This window comes from Marinobacter flavimaris (assembly GCF_045057155.1).
GTDB lineage: Bacteria > Pseudomonadota > Gammaproteobacteria > Pseudomonadales > Oleiphilaceae > Marinobacter > Marinobacter manganoxydans.
Map to the genome: position 1 here is coordinate 1,519,321 of NZ_CP171359.1, position 17,586 is coordinate 1,536,906.

Sequence of the window (17,586 nt, forward strand, 5' to 3'; positions counted from 1 at the left end):
TGTTCAGATAGCCAGAGGCCCGGAGCTGTTCCGGCTTTCTTCAAAGCGATCCAGCGCAGCAGCCATCCGCTCACGGCCCAGCTGAATCAATTCCGGGGCCTTGTGATAATCGTAGCTCCGACAGGCATTCTTCGGGATATTCACCAGCAAATCCGGCGGGTAGCCCGCGATCTTGTACTGCACAAGCGCACTCTGCATGGTCTCGATGGTGAGGTTCATCACATCGAATTTGCCGATCCCGAGCTTGTCCCAGTCGATGGTTTCGTGCTCCTCCTGGCTCTTCTTGTCAGCCGGCTTCTTATCCGTCTGCTTTTGATGCTCTTTCTTGTGCACTGCCCGGCTGATCTTTTCTTCCGGGCTGTCACCGTTGTCCGGCTTCCGGGCAGTCAGGGATTTCAGGGCATCCCAATCAAACCAGCGCGAGGCCTTCTCACGGATGGTATCCACCCACTCGTCCATATCCGTGTTTTCAGCCTCGCCCGGAGTAAACGCAGCGTCCGGAATCCGTCGGCGGCGGTCATCCTCGCCACTGAGATTGACCGCAACGATGATGTCAGCGTGGGAGGAAATGGTCGGGATGATCGGCAAAGGATTGAGCAAGGCACCGTCCACGAGGACTCTGCCATTGAGAACGAGAGGTGTGACAACACTTGGAATCGCCACCGAAGCGCGGATAGCCTGATCCAGAGGCCCTTCCTGAAACCAGATTTCCTTGTGGGCGAGCAGATCTGTCGCCACGGCCGTAAAGGCAATGGGCAGGTTTTCGATCCTGGTATCCCCCAGCATTTCCCTTACAACCGAAAAAATCTTCTCGCCACGAATAGCGCCCACGGAATTGAACGTTACATCCAGGAGCTTGAGGACATCGAACTGGCCCAGACCGGTAACCCAGTCCTTGTAGTCCTGCATCTTGCCCGCTCCGAACATACCGCCGATGAGGGCCCCCATGGAACAGCCGGAGATAGCAACGATGTCGTAGCCACGCTCCACCAGAACTTCGATGGCGCCGATGTGGGCATACCCTCTGGCCCCACCACTTCCCAGCGTCAGAGCCACGGTCTTGCGCGGTTTGTTCCGGTCTTTGCCTTTTTCCGGATTTGCCGGAGCACGGGTAGCGGAGACATCCGAGCTGCTCAGGACCTTCGAGACGTTGTCCTGCGGATCTTTCTCTGAGGGCTTGTCCTTTGGATCCTGATCGTCATCCTTTGATGTGCCCATAATCATTACCTCGAGATCACCACCACTTCTACCCGGTCGCCCTGCCTGTCTGGATCACTGAAGACACCTGCCGGCCCCACAACGATTATCTCCTGTTGAGCCCGGGAGACACCCGTTTTGGACAGGACCTCCGACAACGATTCGGTAGCCAGGCGGGCACGCTCCATCGCATCACTGAAGGACTCATCAGTCTCCAATACAGAATAGCCCACCAGTGCAACCACCGTACCCTCTTCACGGGCCAGATCATTCACCCGCCTACGATCCGTTGCCTGCCAGTCGAACCGGTAGGTTACACCGCCTTGCCAGGGAACAATAATCGGCCCTTCAACGCGGTTGGCCATGGTGCCAAAGCCGGGAATGGTCGCGCCGGATTCGACCCGCAGGTGCTCCACCCACACATACTCCCGAAGGTTGCCGCGAGTCACCGTGTAAATGAGGGTCAGCCAACGGGCGCCGTCCTCGGCAACGGTGCCCGCCACCAGATAATCCTGGGTTGCATCACGGCCATAGAGAACCGCCTGATTAAAGATCTGGTTCGCCCATACGTTGCTTCTTCCACAACGGATACTGGAGCACTCGAACAGAATCTGGGCGTTTCTCTCGCGCAATAGAGCGAGGTAGTGGTCCCGCGCTTCCTCGCGACTTGAGTCTCGGGCAATCCGGTACAGGCGCCCTTCCCCAGTCACGGGCAAGCGGGCCAGGGTTTCGGAGCGAATCTCGTTATTGACTTCCCGCACGGGGCTGAACAATACCAGGTGTCCCGACGACTGAATCGAGACCGTATCTTCAAGCGTCGACTGTTGATAGGCCTCGGGCATATCCTCCGGAGCAGACTGCACACCGGAAGACAGAGCCAATAATCCGAGGATCGGAACCAAGAAACGTGTGAACAGTAATTTCAGCAAGCGATTACTCATTTTCCAGGAATTGTCTGATGGCTGTTGCAGCCGGCCCGGTCTCGCCATCCAGATGGCAATGGTGACCTCCCGGCACGTTAACGATCTGGAGGTTGGCGATAGCGTCAGCGCGTTTATCCAGATCCTTTCTGTACGAAAGAAGTCCTGCATCGGCTCTGACAAAAAGCACACGGGTTTCGATAGCAGACAGCGAAGCCAGCACCTGCTCTTCGGTCATCATCAATGGAGACGGGTGCCGTAACCTGGGATCGGTCTGCCAGACGTAGCCCTCTCCCTCGGGTTTCATATTGCGCGGAATGAGTGTCAGCGCGGCCTCGGGGCTGAGCGGGCTCAGCCCGCCCTCCCGTGCTTTGGCGGCCGTGGCGATATCCGGATAGACAACCTGGCGGCCAGAGCCGGCAATGCGTTTTTTCACAGCTTTCCGGAGCTGGGGAATGGTCTCTTTGACCGGACGACTGAGCGCACCCAGGCTGTCGATCATCGCCAGGCTCCGAACCCGTTCTGGAAAAGCTGCCGCGTAGAGGGCGCCGACAATGCCACCAAGTGAGTGACCAACAAGGTTGACCCTGCCGTCCGGTGTTTCCTGGAAATAGCGCTCAACCAGTTCAGCCAGATCTGCCACATAGTCCATCAAGAGGTAACTCTGCCCCTCTGGGCGGTGCCCGGAATGGCCATGCCCGGCGAAGTCCAGCGCGTAGACGGGCCCAAGGTGCTTCAGTTCCGGCGCCAGCTTTACAAAAGTAAGGCTGTTGTCGAGCCAACCGTGCAGCATGATGATCGGAGTATTGTCGTGAGCTTCAGGCGCCGACGGCCAGCTAAGGCCCGCCAGGGTAATGTGCCTGAGTTTCCACTCAGACTCCCTGAAGGCCTGAGAGGTTTTCCCAGTGAGTTCTCTCCCTGCCTGGCCTTCCGAAGCTTCCGTGAGCATCGCCATATCATTCATGCAGGCTTCACCCTTACATCGTGTGGGTTGGTCGATCCGAACTCAGCGAGCCTGCCAGGTAGGATTCAATCTTGGTACGGGCGGTTTCGTCATCCCCGTTGAACTGGACGCCGATCCCCGCCGCCCGATTACCCTGGGCACCCTTGGGTGTTATCCATATTACTTTGCCGGCGACCGGTATCTTTTCCGGCTCATCCATCAGATTGAGAAGCAGGAAAACCTCGTCGCCCAGTTGGTACTGTTTCTGGGTGGGGATGAACAGACCACCCTGACGGATATAAGGCATGTACGCAGCGTAAAGTACCGCTTTGTCTTTAATCGTCAGGGTAAGAATGCCACTGCGCGCGCCAAATCCTGGCCCCATAACTGACACCTTTCTAATAGATCGTTTTGAATAATTTTCGGGATCTGAAAATCCCTTTCATTCCGGAATCATAGCAGCTGTTGGCACCAAAGGCGCAATCCGGCGGAGGCCGGGCAACTAAGCTGCCGGCCGTTTGACCGGCATCAGCTTTTGCCAGGCAATCAGAAGCCGGCTCGCTTCCAGCTCCGGGCTGGCGTTATAAACACTTGCCGCCCTAGAGTCCTTTACCATATCAAGCAGTTCATGGGCCCGCCAGGCGGAAGTGGTCCTGGCAAGGAAGCCGAGCATATCGGCCGCATCGGTGTCCCGCGCATTGCCGCCAACAATCAGGCGGGCCAGATCCGCTGCCCAGGTTTCGAACAACCACAGGGTGTCCTCCAGGCCCATCGCCTTGAACGCCTTGGCGGCTTCACCCACCGGAATCCGGGATTTCATGAATTCCTTGAACCGTTCCAGCGCCGTATCCCGCAGACCAATGAAATCGCCGGTGGCATAGTCGAGAGCCAGCCTCGGCGCATTCCCCGCCAGCATCAGGGCTTTGGCCAGAACCTCCGAAGACGGTTGCGCATCCTCGGGCAGTTCCCGAACACGGCTCGCGAGCCACTGGTTCGCTTCGCTGTTAGCGGGCACCGGCACAGTCAATGTCTGGCATCGGGACCGAATGGTGGGCAGGACCGGACGCCCGCTTTCCTGCAACAGGATCAGGGTCACGTCCGGCAGCGGCTCTTCCAGCGTTTTGAGTAACGCATTCGCCGCATTGATATTCAATTGATCCGCACGATCAATGATCGCCACTTTGTGGTGTGCCACCTGGGGAGACGCCACCGCAAACGACGACAGCGCCCTCACCTGGTCTACCTTCACCATGCGGGATTTTTCCGGCGTATAAACCCGGATATCGGGGTGGCTGGCAGCGGCCAGGAGCTCGCACTGCTTACAATGGCCACAGGCGATTGGCTGGCCAGAATCCCGGTTCAGACGGTTATCACACAGCAACAATCCGCCGACCGCCCCGGCCCAGGCACGCTTACCCACACCACGCTCCCCCGCAAGGATAAGGGCGTGCGGGAGCCTGTCTTCTGCTACCCGGCTCTGGACGGTTTGCCAGGCGCGGCTGAGCCAGGGCATGTCTTGGGCAATATCAGTCACGAGGTCTTCCTGTCCGGGTCCTTGATCTGCGCAATTGGCGCTTCCGTAGTTGACGCTTCATAGTGGCGAGCAGGCGGCGCATTCGCTTCAGCTGTTCACCGCCCTCGTCGTCTTTATCAGCGCTATAGTAATGGCTGTTGACCAGGCGGGCAAAAAGCCTCGCCGAATCCGCAGCCGCCGGTTCCGCTTTCGCCAGTCGTGACGCGAGCACCGATGGCGTTTCACCATGGCGCACAGGCACCCCGGCACTGGCACACAGCCGATGCCAGGTATCCACCACTCTCCGAAACGCGTCACGTCGTTCTCCGCGCCGCATCTGGAAAGCGGAAATCAGCCCGGCGATCAGCAAGCCGGCGCCAACGATACCGGCTGTCATATACCCCAGCTCGCGCATGCCGAAACCACCTGGCAGCCTGGACATCAGATCCATCTGGCTCTGCCCCTGGTAACCCACTACCCAGCGCTGCCACTGGTAGTTGATACGATCAAGCTGAAGGCTTGCCCACTGCACCAGGGCGACATCGGCGTAACGCTGAGGCGAGGCCCAGTTATCCTCCAGAAAGGATCCCTCTTCGGCAACGGCGTCCCGAAGACCGGACTCGATCCTGTCCGGCGCAATGGCCGCCGTAGGATCGATCCTTACCCACCCTCGCCCATCGACATAGGCTTCTACCCACGCATGGGCATCATACTGGCGCACAATCAGGTAATCGCCCCCCGCTCCGGTTTCGCCACCCTGGTAGCCGACCACAACCCGCGAGGGAATACCGGCAGCCCGTAAAACGAAGGTGGTTGCACCCGCGTAGTGGGCGCAGAAACCGCGTTTTGCATCAAACAACAGGGAATCAATGCCATCATCGGGCATGGCCGGTGGCCGCAGGGTGTAGAAGTATTCCTGCTCACGGAATCGTTGCAACAGAGCACGAATCACCTGCTCGTCGCCCATACTTCGACGAAGCTCCCGGGCCAACTCCCGGGCTCTCGGATTGCCTTCCCGGGGCAACTGAAGGTAACGCCGCAACTCGGCGGGGCTTTGTGTCTCAGCCGTCGAAGCCTCTCCCTCCAGGGCCAGCCGGTAACGGACCGGGCTGTCGGCAGGACGTCGAAATCTGAAAAGATCGGCACTGTCTTCAAATACGTTGTCCGAGACCGCCCTGGAGTTCTCAAGTGCGAACGCCCAGCGCTGATCGGTTGGCTCCAGAAGAACGTCATACTGGTTCGATTCCAGCTCTCCTATGCCCCCATCAATCGCAACCCGACCAAGAGGGCGAAAACCCTCGCGCTGGCCCTGGCGCCAGGTCTCCCCATCCAGATAATCGAGAATCAGACCCCGCCAGTACCGGTCGCGGTAGGCAGGCATCTCGCCTCCGAACGTTACCCGGAAGGCTCGCTCACTGCTCTGGGCAAGATTGGAAATATCGCCGGGTCGCATGGTGTCGCTGATGCCCGTACGAGCCTCACCCGATACCAGCGGCACGCTCCACAAAGGCGACATCCGCGGGAAAAACACAAACAACAGAACCACAATCGGCAGTGTCTTCAGAAACATCCCACCCAGCCTGCGCCAGCCAGAGGTCATTCCCCCGGGTAATTCCGGCGCATTCAGCACCTGTAACCCCACCAGCAATAGCGCTATGCCGGCGAAATTCACCAGGGCCCAGAGAATCTCCTGATGGAACAGAAAATTGACCGTTGCCAGATAGACAAGGATAAAAAACAGAACATAGAAGTCCCTGACTGACCGGGTCTCCAGCCATTTGAGACCCACCGCGAGAACAAAAAACGAGGCGGCAGTGTCCACCGTAAACCGCCCCTGAACCGTTGCGACATAAACACCAATCAGCACCAGCATGATCCCGGTGCGTAACAAGCGGCCGGGAAGCCTTACCCGCCCGTACTGCGCCAGCCATCGCCACGCGGCCAACACGGCACAGGCGGCGATCAGCCACAGGGGCAGACGGTCCCACTGGGGCGACAGTAACAGGGCAAAACTGGCAATCAGCCAGAGCAAAGCCCGGGAAGGCAGATTAGTCGTTGTCCCTTCATCCGACTCATTGCCTCTAAGGCGGTCCATCAAACTCAAGCCTGCCCCTCCGTAACCCACTGGGAGGTTGTCTCTCTTTGTTTCTTTCGCGTTCCATGGGGCTCAGCCATCGCATCCCGCGGCCGCTCCTCACCCCAGGTTGCCAATACCCGGAGGCACCGGGCCGCATGGGCCGGTCCGGAATCAGGCTCGATGATCTGCCCCGGAAGATTCAATCCAAACCGCACACCACTGCGGCCTCGTTCGTTTACCAGATACGCCAGGTAACTCAGCCGCAATTCATAATCCGCGCCCGGATAGGCATTAAAATCCAGCCAGTAGGGACTACCCTGCTCACCCTCCCAGTCGGCAACCACCATCTGCCCGGTTCGGGCAAACCGCTTCCAAAGCACCCGCTGGCTCAGATCACCTTCCCGCCAGGGCCGGATATCGGCATGATCGTTCCCTTCAACGGACCGTACCTCTGCAGACTCCTCGCCGTCCTCAACGGTGCTGAACGCCTCCGGCGCGGGCACCTGCCTGGGGAAGACAACACCGGCGGACACCGGCCGGATCCAGGACCAGGCCTTCAGCAAGCCAAACGGAAACCGGGTTTCTATACGGATCCTGTCCGGGCGCAGGTATCCCCGGTGAGCGGAATGAACTGGCAGGCTGACGTCCTGCGCCTGCCCGCAATGGACATGCACCGGGGCATGGCCCGATTCCTCACAGGAAAGCAGGATGGCAATGGCATCGTCCCGGCCCGCCCTGAGCCGGAACCGGAAGGGAATATCATCGCCGGCAAAGCCCTCTCCCGGCTGGATCAGGGTGAGTTCAACACCAGACAGATTCCGATGGGTCTGGTGCATGGCGCCGACAAAAACGGCACCCAGGAGGAACGTGCCCAGATAAATCAGGCTGTTCTGATAATTGATGCCGGTTAACAGCATGATGACCAACAAGAGGCCAAACACGACCCCTGCGCCGGTGGGCAGAATGAAGATGTTTTTCTGACTGAAGGTCTGGAGATCGGACCGCGGAATCCGTCGGTTAATCCAGCGACGAAATCGGTTTCTGAACGGATTTTTCATAGTGTCACTGAGGCCCTGCAACGCCAAAAAAGTTCATGGTATTCGACCATGATTTTGCTGTGATTAGTAACAGTACCGAAAAATCAAAGATTCTGATCACAATCCCGGATCTTCAAGCTTGAATTCCTGTCCTACAAACCGAATACTCGACTCAGGGAGCGTATTTTTTAAACAACAAGGGTCCAGATTATGAAACGCCGACACCTGCTCACCAGCGCCATCAGCAGTCTGGTTGTTGCTTTACCTGCCTATGCTGGCGTTCAGACTATGACCTCAGACGAAATGGTGGAAACCTATGTGAAGGATTCCGCCGTTATTGTTGTACCCAAAGAGCGGAAGAAATCCGACGCCGACCGGCAACGCATCCTGCGCTCCCTCACCATTTCCCCCGGCGAACCGGTGCTGACCGAAGCGGAAGAAGAAGCCTACCGGGACGCCCTGCAACGATACGTTGATGAAGGCAAGACCGATGCGCTGGAAAACGCCGAAGAGGAATTTCTACGGCGCGCCCTGCTCCTGCCCCAGGAAGAAATCGCCCGGGCACAGCCGCCGGCCGAGTTTACGCCAACGATTCCACCGATAATCTTCGGACAGCAGGCACAGATCCCGGAAGAGCCGTTTACGCAGACGTTTCTTAACGATCAACTGGGGATTGGGTTCGATGGGCAGAATGTGAATTTCAGCATTGGTAACCCGCCGGGGATTGACCAGATCCAGGTTCCACAAGCAATTAATGAAGGGCCGGTTACCTTGACGCCAAGGCCTGGTGGTGGGTTTGATCTTTCTATTGCGGTGCCGGATCAGTAACGAAGAATTCGTTGGTTCGATTTGAAAACGGCAGCCAGGATTGGCTGCCGTTTTTTTATTGGCCCGAGTTTTCTTCTAGCCAATAAAAACGCCCCGCAGAGCGGGGCGTATCACCAATCTCTTGGCGTCAGGTAAGATTACTTACCGTAAACAGCAAGCGTGGTGTCAGAGATATGCAGGTTATCAATACCAATGGTACCGATATTAGTTCCACCGATACGAGTCTCTTGGATGTTTACGTCCATCAGAACATCGTCGACGTCTACCCGCAAGACATCTGAACGGGTTCCATCGAGATTGTCACCTTTGTATATATCAAGGCGGGCAACCGCGAACGATTTGTTGGCGCCGTTATTGCCAGAAGCTAGCGCCGCAAGGGTGCCCTCAAGTACCGGATCTTCGCCGTTCGGATCGTTCAGAAGGGCTGAAATTTCGGCGTCAGTGTAGGTTTGACCACCAGCGTTCGCACCTTTAATGCTCAGGCCGGTAATACCCACTGCCAGGAAATCCACTTCGAAGTCCATCTGCTCGACAGTAAATGCTGCATCCAGATTCAAGGTGCCCGTGTTAGGGCCAGCTGCAACATCGGTGGTATCAACCCGAATATCCAGAGCGCCTAACAAACCCCACGCTTTCATTCCTGAAATCAGTGTGGTGTTTTCCGTCGCAGAAGAAGCATCCACATTGTCACGTAAGCTCATCTCACCAACCTGCATACCCCAGTCGATGGGCGCACCAGTGTTTGAGCCAACATGAATAACTGCGTCGCCATCTGCGGCAACATCAATATCGATCTTCAGGTCATCCAGCAGATTGCTTTGAGTTGCCAAACCCGGCACAGCAACGGGGTCACCAGTGTTTGGGTCTGTAGCAATCAGACCACTAGCGTTCGCACCGCCGATTTCGATGTCAGAGACCGCGAATGTACCTTCATCGGTGTAGGTGAACTCTCCGATGGAAACGCGGGTTTCCAATTCGATAGTTACACCTGCCTGACCAGTTACGTTCCCCATTGCGCTATCATCCAACGCCTTGAGGTCTGCATTTGCTGCGAAAGGGGCAGCAGCGACTGCTGTAGCAAGAGCAAGTTTCTTCAGGCCTTTCATTATTATCTCCTTGAGTAAACTCTTTTTGATTGTTTTCCGAGTTTTATTTTTGTGAAGTTCTGTAACCTCACACCTCCATTTAAGATTGTTTTACAGTCGGAGTCCGTGAATGAACGCACAGTTCCGGAACACTAAGCTACAGCTTGCGCCTGACACTCAGGCACCCTTTTTCTTCTGGTCATAAAAGATCTGAAATGACTTTTCCTGCGACATAGCAGCTCCAAATGAGACATCCCCTTCGTCTAACTCAAGAGGAATCAATTTCAAGCCTGAGATGCCCAGTCGATGTTCATGCTCTACTACTACAACCCTCTGCTTCTCACCTTCTTTGGTTATGGTGCCTGGATAAACAATTAACGCGGCATCAATTTTATTGTGCCGGGCTAAAGACCGCAGGCTAGCCCTGAAAACTTGCAGCTTCGCTGAAGGAGGTGCACTCTCCGCTGCCTCATCGAGCCTCACTTTTTTGAGTTTCCGATCTTTTAAAACCATCCATGCACCCGGCCCGAAAATCCCCGAATTCTCTACTTCTTCCTCTACAACGGACATTGAGGCTTTCAGCATTGAAGTGAGATCTTTTTCCGCCGTTAACATGGCTGCAGCCAGCTCCTTTTTTGTGAGCTTGCCGTCAGATAAAACACTGGAACCTTCACTCTGGTGTTCCTGAGAGGTCGCTGTCGCGGAGAAGCAGACAAGTGAAAGAATCAAAAAAAGGACCTTTAAATAACCAAATCGCAAGGTATTCATAGAAACTCCATGTGCAAAGGACTGCCCTTGCCTCTCGGGACAAGCGCTTCCATTTAGTTTTTTTATACTGGGGACGCCCTACCAACTCGGATAGAATGCCGATCAACCGTATAATCAGCAGTTGAATAAAGCGTTAGTTAATTAGATCAGCGCATCCATAAAAGTCACAACGCCGATTTTGTGTGCTGTTTATCATTTTTTGAACATTCCGGAGGAACCTTGAACCCGGCAACCATGCGTGAACTCAATCAGGAGGGCTACCATCGCCTGCTAAGCTATGCCTGCCGGGAAGCGGATTTCGCCTATATTGGGAGTGTCGGTCACGGCCCCGCCCGAGGAGTCTTCAGCGGTTTTTCTGCCAGAGCTCGCGCCACCGAAGTGCTCCAATACCCTGTGCCTCCGGATTTCTGCTCCGATCAGCTTGCCCAGAGCATGGAAAGCCTCGTCCGTCAGTTCCAGATCGAACAGGAACCCAACCCGGAATGTCTGTCCGGCGGGTGGATTGGATTCCTCGGTTATGAGCTCGGGTATGTCAGGGAAAGCCGTCTCAGGCAGCTCTGTCCATCTGTGGATGCTCCCCTTATGTCTGCAGGATTTTATCTTTGGACGGCAAGTCACAATCGCAAGACAGATCAATATTGGCTCTGGATTCATCCGAAGTGCCCTGGTGAGACACGGGATCTGCTGGAGCAGTGGCTGGGCTCGGACGAACCCGCAGCCACCACCGGATGGTCTATGTTTTCCCGATTTCAGCCCAGGCAAACACCGAGTGCCTTCAGGGCCAGCGTAGAAAGGGTTCGCCAATACATTGAGGCCGGAGATTGTTATCAGGCGAATCTCTCCCAGGAATTTTCCGGCCATTTCACGGGGGATCCCTGGCAAGCATTCCAGGCGCTTTCGGATGCTAACCCTACGCCCTACAGCGGCTTCATCCGCGCCGGCGAGGCATCCATTCTGTCAGTTTCCCCCGAGCGTTTTCTTGAAATTCACGATCGCACCGTCACCACCAGCCCCATCAAGGGTACGCGGCCGAGGGGCGGCACTCCGGAGAGCGATTCAGCCTACGCCACAGAACTGGAGGGCTCTGAAAAGGATCTTGCCGAAAACCTGATGATCGTCGACTTACTTCGCAACGATCTGAGCCTGAACGCAAAGCCGGGCAGTGTGAAAGTCGACAAATTGTTTGCACTGGAGTCCTACCGGAATGTTCATCATCTGGTCAGCCACATCCGCGCCGAGCTTGCCGAGGCTGTAACACCCATGAAGGCCCTTTTTGACGCCTTCCCGGGTGGATCAATCACTGGCGCACCGAAGATACGAGCCATGGAAATCATCCGGGAGCTTGAGCCCCACTGGCGTGGTCCCTACTGCGGCTCGATTTTCTATCGCGGACTGGATGGCACTCTGGACAGCAATATTGCGATTCGAACCATGCTGTGTGATGGCGAGGGCACCATTCGGTGCTGGGGTGGTGGCGGTATTGTTGCGGACTCAGATCCCGAGGCTGAATATCAGGAGACGCTCGCAAAAGTCGGCTCTTTAATGCGGTTTCTGGAAGAGTTGGTGATCGACTGAAGTGAGTTCGGGTGAACATGGGGGCAGAAGAGAGCGTTCTTCTGACCCCAATTTCAGTCCTCCAATCAGGGGTTATGGATCTCGCTGGCCTTGAGAAACTCCTGCCTCAGATCCTCGAAGTTATGCACTGCAGGGAACTGCGGGAACTCGTCGATTACGTTTTGCGGCGCATGGAACAGGATACCGGCTTCGGCCTGGCCCAGCATGGTAGTGTCATTGTAGGAATCACCGGCAGCAATCACGCGGTAATTCAGCAACTGGAATGCCCTCACGGACTGTCGCTTAGGGTCGCGCTGGCGCAGCAGGTAGTTGGTGATCTGGCCGTCGTCTGCAACTTCCAGCTTGTGACAAAGCAGTGCCGGATAACCCAGCTTCTTCATCAGGGGCATCGCGAATTCGTAGAAGGTGTCGGACAGAATCACAACCTGAAAACGCTCGCGCAGCCAATCCAGAAACTCCCGGGCGCCGGGCAGCGGGTCCAGCTCGCCAATCACTTCCTGGATTTGCGGAAGGCCATAGCCGTGCTGGTCCAGCAGCTTGAGGCGCTGCTTCATCAACACGTCATAATCCGGAATATCGCGGGTGGTCGCCTTGAGCTCTTCAATGCCGGTCTTTTCGGCGAACGCGATCCAGATCTCCGGGATCAATACTCCTTCAAGGTCAAGGCATGCCAGTTCCACAACGATCTCCTGCTTTGATTGGTAAAGGGCCAGTACGGTCAATCCGCCTGCCTGTATTCGGTGCGTATGATAAGAAAAACCGGCCAGGATTGCATCGTGGAAGTGTAAACCCGCGCTTTTGAACGCGGAATAACCATATAGATCGTCATTCCTTCAGGGTATGAGGCATTTAATGGTAGCCTTTTCGGTCAGTTAGATACCCTTGCACATCCATAGAAGGCAATGCCGGGCCATGACCGATATTCAAACCCTGCGGGAAGAGCTCGAAGGCCAGAGCCCCCGTTCGATTCTCAAAGCTGCGCTGCAACAATACGATAACATCGCCATCTCTTTCAGTGGCGCAGAAGATGTCGTGTTGATTGAAATGGCACACAAGCTGACCGACAACCTGAAGGTTTTCACTCTGGATACAGGCCGTCTGCATCCGGAAACCTACGATTTTGTAGAGCGGGTTCGCAAGCATTACGGCATCGAGATCGAAGTTCTGTTTCCGGATGCTCACGAAGTTCAGGATCTGGTGAACAAAAAGGGCCTGTTCAGCTTCTATGAAGATGGGCACAGTGAGTGTTGCGGCATTCGCAAGGTCAACCCCCTTCGCCGCAAGCTGGCGACCGTGGACGCCTGGATCACTGGACAGCGGAAAGACCAGAGCCCCGGAACTCGCAATGACGTCCCGGTTATCCAGGAAGATACCGCCTTCTCGACCAATGAAAAGACACTGGTAAAGTTCAACCCACTTGCAAACTGGACATCAAAAGAGTTGTGGGATTACATCCGTATGTCCGAGGCGCCGTACAACAAACTGCATGAGAAAGGCTTTGTCAGCATCGGCTGCCAGCCCTGCACCCGTCCTGTCCTGCCTGGTCAACATGAACGTGAAGGCCGCTGGTGGTGGGAAGAAGCCACCCAGAAAGAATGCGGCCTCCATGCTGGCAACCTGATCGCCCGGGAATAACCCGGGCGCCTCTTGCCCATTCACCTTTTAGTGAGTGGGCAGCTCGACATCCTTGAACAGTTCTTCGATTTCAGACCGGCTGCCCTGATGGGAAACCGCCTCGTCCACCTTTTCTTTGGTGAGATGGGGCGCGAAACGGTGAATGAAGTCATACATATAGCCCCGTAGGAAAGTCCCCTTTCGGAACCCGAGTCGTGTGACGCTGGGACGGAAAAGCTTGCGGGCGTCGAGCGCAACCAGGTCGGTGTCCGTTTTTGGATCGAATGCCATGCTCGCGACAATACCGACACCGAGCCCCAACCTGACGTAGGTCTTGATCACGTCTGCATCCGCTGCCGTAAATACCACTTTCGGTGTCAGTCCCTGGGACTGGAACGCCTCATCCAGCTTCGAGCGCCCCGTAAAGCCGAACACGTAAGTCACGAGCGGGTATTCCGCAAGCTCCGGTAGTGTCAGTTCCGGCAGTTTCGCCAGTGGATGATCCTTCGGCACGATGACGCTCCGGTTCCATTTATAGCATGGCATCATGATCAGGTCGTTAAACAGCTCCATGCCCTCGGTAGCAATGGCAAAATCGACCGCCCCGCTGGCTGCCATTTCGGAGATCTGCATTGGCGTCCCCTGATGCATATGCAGGGAGACGTCCGGGTACTCCTCTATAAAGCCACTGATAATCGGGGGCAGTGCATAACGGGCCTGGGTATGAGTGGTGGCGATGCTGAGATCACCCTTTCGCTGGTTACTGAATTCCTGGGCAATCTTCTTGATGCCCTCAACCCGCCGCAGGATTTCGCCGGCCTCGCGAATAATAATCTCGCCGCCCGGTGTGATTCTGGTGAGATGCTTGCCGCTGCGGGCAAATACTTCAAGCCCCAGCTCATCCTCCAGCAGGCGGATCTGTTTGGAGATACCCGGCTGGGACGTGAACAGACTCTGGGCGGTTGCTGAGACATTCAGGTCGTGATGCGCAACTTCCCAGATATAGCGCAACTGTTGTAGTTTCATTGAATCTGCTGCTCCCTGGAGATCGAAGGACCTTGTTGAAGAATACGCATAAAAATACAGATTTTCATTCTTTTTTAATATAGGCAACTGCTTTTACACAGTTTAGACCAAAATCGCATTTGCGCAGCCCCTGATAAAACCCTGAGGCTATGAAAAGCCCCTCCAACCCTTGACTTGGCCAATACAAAGGACACAATCCGTAATGCCTTGTCTGGGCACATCAACACTCCAGTTCTCAGGGAACCCATGCTGCTCACCACAAAGTTTCTTCGGCCAACGTCAGACTCGCGCGCGGTTAAACGTGAGCGGCTGAGTGCCTTGCTTGAGTCCCGGGCTCCGAAAAGACTGAATCTGGTGATTGCGCCGGCCGGGTTTGGCAAGACCACTCTGGTTTCGCAATGGTGTTCTAGAGTTTCCTCCCCTAGCGCCTGGCTCTCTCTGGATGAACACGACGATGAGCCCCGGCGATTCTGGCAGTACCTGATAGGAGCTTTTGAGCAAGCCGGGCTGACCGGCGCGTCCGATTTGCGCAAACAACTGGCTCACCACTCAGATGACACGTTTACCGAGGCCATTACCGGCCTGATCAACACACTGGCTCATGATGACAGCCCGTGGTCGCTGGTGCTGGACGATTTCCACTTCATTGGCAACCCTGCCATTCACAGGCAGTTCGCCTATTTCATTGATTATCTTCCGCCGGGTGTTCTGATAACCCTGGCGTCCAGAACCGAACCGCCACTGCCCCTGGCCCGCTGGCGCGTCCGTCGGTGGATCCAGGACATCCACCCTGGCCTGTTGGCCTTTTCTGAAGACGAATGCCGTCAGTTCTTTCACGACACCATGGGCCTTGATATCGCCGACGAGGATGTCCACGCGATTTACCGCAAAACCGAAGGCTGGGTCGCTGCCATGCAGCTTTCCGCATTGTCCGGAAAGGACGCCAGCACGAGTGGAAACCAGATAAATCTGGATGAGCGCCACATCAGCGATTATGTGCTGAGCGAAGTACTTGAGCAGCAACCCCGGGAGCTGTCGGACTTTCTGCTTGAAACGGCCTGTTGCCCCCGGCTCTGTGCGTCCCTCTGTGATTCGATCCGTGGGTCCGATAACAGCCAGGAGCTGCTTGAAAAACTTCTCAGCCAGAATCTTTTCCTGATCCCGCTGGATACCCGGAACGAGTGGTTCCGCTATCACGACCTGTTTCGGGATGCGCTGCAACTCAGGGTAAGTCACCAAGATCCTGACTCGGCCGCGCGACTCTGGCACCGGACGGTGGACTGGTTATTGGCCCATGGCCACGTGCAGGAAGCCATTGCCCAGATCGTCCGACAGGAGGACTGGTCCCGGCTTGCCCGGGTGCTCGCCGAGCACGGCAACAACCTGATCCATGGCGGATATCACCTCCCCGTGCTGGACTGGATTGATGCCCTGCCACAGGACCTTGTCATCGACAATCCGCAACTCCAGATGCTCCGGATCTGGGGGCTGTTCTTTGCCAACCGAATGGATAGTCTGGAGCCGCTGCTGTCCGGCCTGGAGGATCTTCTGGACCGGCAGGTGGCGGACTCCCATCCGGATGCCGAAGGGGCCCTCGGGCTGCAAAGTGAGATCTCGCTGATGCGCTCCTATCTGGCTCGCACCCGGAGTGACGACAAGAGCGCCGCAGATCTCACAAGACAGGTGCTCAGGGAGATTGATCACACTCGCATACCGCTAAAGTCGGTGACCTATTACGGCCTGGGCCTGGATTACTACGGCAAGGGTGAACTCACCGAAGCCGAAGACGCGCTCCAATCGGCAGTCCGCTACGGACAGGTCGAACATAAACCCAGTACGGTTCTTTCCAGTGGCGGCCTGCTGGCGTGGATTCAGTACAATCGCGGCGATATCGATCTGGCTTTGGAAACCTGCACCGAGATAAGGCAATGGGTGGACAAACACTATGCGGACCCAACCCAGCCAAGACTCATCTCATGCTGGCAGAACAGTACACTCTGCGAGATTCATCGCGAACGAAATCACCCCCAGCTAGCAGCCACGCACCTGAAACCGTTGCTCGAACATGTTGAGCGGGGCACCGAACCGGGCCAGCACGTGATCATTCAGTACGTGCGTGGTCACCTGGCTTTCAGCGAAGGCAGGCTCCAGGACGCGATTGACGCGCTCGAAGACGCATCCCAGACCGCCCGCAAGCGGCGAGAGCAAATCGTGTTCGAGCCACCCGCAAGCACAGCCCTTCTGGCCCGGTGCTACCTTGCCGCCGGTCACCCGGAAAAAGCCCGGGCCTGCCTGGATTCCCGAGCCGATACCGAGTTCACCAATCCGCTTCATCTTGAACAAAGCCGTATTAGCGAGGCGCGAGTGCTGGTTGCACTGGATCAGCCCGAGCGGGCCCAGGAAATACTCAGCGCTCTTTTGCAACCGGCTGAACGCAACGCCCACAACAGACACCTGGTGGAAATTCTGTTGGTCTATGGCGAGGCCCTGGCGAAGCAGGAACGGACCGGTGAATCGGAGCAAATGCTGACCCGCGCGATAGAACTGGCCAGCGAAGCCGGATTCTTGAGGCTCTTTGCAGAGGAAAGCCCGGATCTGCGTGCCCTGCTCCTTGGTTTGCCAGCACTGGATGAGCCGGGAAGCTGGAACGCCAGCGTCAGGAAAATGCTTCTCGATCAACGCCAGTCTGGCGAGGGCCATTCTGAAACAAAACCCGGTGCCATTTCTGGTGAGCGCGGTCGTACGACACTCAACGCCGAAACACTGCCTGAACCTCTCAGCCAGCGAGAACTTGAAGTGCTTGCGCTCATTCATGCGGGCCATGCCAACAAGGAAATTGCCGCAAAAATGGACGTTGCCCCGGCTACGGTGAAGGCCCACATTCGCAACCTTTATGGAAAGCTCGGCGTGGGCCGCAGAACCGAGGCTCTGGCCAGGGCCCGGGAACTGGGGTTGCTGCAAGGCTGATTTCGGGCCAAAAAACGTGACGCAGCTCACACTTTG

Annotated in this window: 15 protein-coding genes; 4 read left to right on the forward strand and 11 right to left on the reverse strand. The window is 56.3% G+C overall.

Annotated features, from left to right (window positions below):
* Window positions 1–3: 3 nt before the first annotated feature.
* The 7 genes from ACGK9W_RS07040 to ACGK9W_RS07070 all read right to left on the reverse strand — a co-directional run bounded on the left by ACGK9W_RS07040 (window position 4) and on the right by ACGK9W_RS07070 (window position 7,708).
* Window positions 4–1,218, reverse strand: coding sequence for a patatin-like phospholipase family protein (locus tag ACGK9W_RS07040; protein WP_053115589.1), 1,215 nt, complete (start codon window positions 1,216–1,218; stop codon window positions 4–6).
* Window positions 1,219–1,223: 5 nt separating this feature from the next.
* Window positions 1,224–2,138, reverse strand: a complete 915-nt coding sequence (locus ACGK9W_RS07045) for a DUF4892 domain-containing protein (protein WP_104271217.1) — start codon at window positions 2,136–2,138, stop codon at window positions 1,224–1,226.
* Window positions 2,131–3,066, reverse strand: coding sequence for an alpha/beta fold hydrolase (locus tag ACGK9W_RS07050; protein ID WP_288365679.1), 936 nt, complete (start codon window positions 3,064–3,066; stop codon window positions 2,131–2,133). Before ACGK9W_RS07050 ends, ACGK9W_RS07045 begins: the two co-directional genes overlap by 8 nt.
* 28 nt (window positions 3,067–3,094) lie before the next feature.
* Window positions 3,095–3,445, reverse strand: a complete 351-nt coding sequence (locus tag ACGK9W_RS07055) for a PilZ domain-containing protein (protein ID WP_008171779.1) — start codon at window positions 3,443–3,445, stop codon at window positions 3,095–3,097.
* A 117-nt stretch (window positions 3,446–3,562) separates the two neighbouring features.
* On the reverse strand, window positions 3,563–4,594 hold the full coding sequence (locus ACGK9W_RS07060) for a DNA polymerase III subunit delta' (RefSeq protein WP_405419913.1): 1,032 nt from the start codon (window positions 4,592–4,594) through the stop codon (window positions 3,563–3,565).
* Window positions 4,587–6,668, reverse strand: a complete 2,082-nt coding sequence (locus tag ACGK9W_RS07065) for a DUF3488 and transglutaminase-like domain-containing protein (RefSeq protein ID WP_053115590.1) — start codon at window positions 6,666–6,668, stop codon at window positions 4,587–4,589. Before ACGK9W_RS07065 ends, ACGK9W_RS07060 begins: the two co-directional genes overlap by 8 nt.
* Window positions 6,669–6,673: 5 nt before the next feature.
* Window positions 6,674–7,708, reverse strand: a complete 1,035-nt coding sequence (locus ACGK9W_RS07070; RefSeq protein WP_008171785.1) for a DUF58 domain-containing protein — start codon at window positions 7,706–7,708, stop codon at window positions 6,674–6,676.
* Window positions 7,709–7,897: 189 nt separating this feature from the next.
* Between ACGK9W_RS07070 and ACGK9W_RS07075 the strand changes: the two genes are divergently transcribed.
* Entirely contained in the window at window positions 7,898–8,515 is a 618-nt protein-coding gene (locus tag ACGK9W_RS07075) for a hypothetical protein (protein ID WP_008171787.1), read from the forward strand.
* 137 nt (window positions 8,516–8,652) lie between these two features.
* On the opposite strand, the gene ACGK9W_RS07080 is transcribed toward ACGK9W_RS07075, so the two are convergent.
* Together ACGK9W_RS07080 and ACGK9W_RS07085 are read right to left on the reverse strand one after the other, a co-directional pair.
* Window positions 8,653–9,621 carry a DUF6160 family protein gene (locus ACGK9W_RS07080; RefSeq protein WP_008171789.1) on the reverse strand — a complete coding sequence of 323 codons (969 nt, stop codon included), beginning with the start codon at window positions 9,619–9,621 and terminating at the stop codon, window positions 8,653–8,655.
* 156 nt (window positions 9,622–9,777) lie between these two features.
* Window positions 9,778–10,368, reverse strand: coding sequence for a hypothetical protein (locus ACGK9W_RS07085; RefSeq protein WP_008171791.1), 591 nt, complete (start codon window positions 10,366–10,368; stop codon window positions 9,778–9,780).
* A gap of 234 nt (window positions 10,369–10,602) precedes the next feature.
* On the opposite strand from ACGK9W_RS07085, the gene pabB reads away from it, so the two are divergent.
* On the forward strand, window positions 10,603–11,943 hold the full coding sequence (pabB, locus tag ACGK9W_RS07090) for an aminodeoxychorismate synthase component I (RefSeq protein ID WP_008171793.1): 1,341 nt from the start codon (window positions 10,603–10,605) through the stop codon (window positions 11,941–11,943).
* A gap of 65 nt (window positions 11,944–12,008) precedes the next feature.
* Here the strand turns inward: pabB and thrH are convergent, their stop codons facing one another.
* The gene (gene thrH / locus ACGK9W_RS07095) at window positions 12,009–12,623 is read right to left on the reverse strand and encodes a bifunctional phosphoserine phosphatase/homoserine phosphotransferase ThrH (RefSeq protein ID WP_008171796.1); all 615 of its coding nucleotides are present in this window, start codon (window positions 12,621–12,623) and stop codon (window positions 12,009–12,011) included.
* A 232-nt stretch (window positions 12,624–12,855) separates the two neighbouring features.
* Here thrH and ACGK9W_RS07100 point away from each other — a divergent pair, with 232 nt between their 5' ends.
* A complete protein-coding gene (locus tag ACGK9W_RS07100) occupies window positions 12,856–13,578 on the forward strand; it encodes a phosphoadenylyl-sulfate reductase (protein WP_405419918.1) in 723 nt (240 codons plus the stop codon).
* Between the two features lie 27 nt (window positions 13,579–13,605).
* On the opposite strand, the gene cysB is transcribed toward ACGK9W_RS07100, so the two are convergent.
* Entirely contained in the window at window positions 13,606–14,583 is a 978-nt protein-coding gene (cysB, locus tag ACGK9W_RS07105; protein ID WP_008171800.1) for an HTH-type transcriptional regulator CysB, read from the reverse strand.
* Window positions 14,584–14,829: 246 nt separating this feature from the next.
* Between cysB and ACGK9W_RS07110 the strand changes: the two genes are divergently transcribed.
* On the forward strand, window positions 14,830–17,550 hold the full coding sequence (locus ACGK9W_RS07110) for a LuxR C-terminal-related transcriptional regulator (protein WP_405419922.1): 2,721 nt from the start codon (window positions 14,830–14,832) through the stop codon (window positions 17,548–17,550).
* Window positions 17,551–17,586 lie beyond the last annotated feature (36 nt).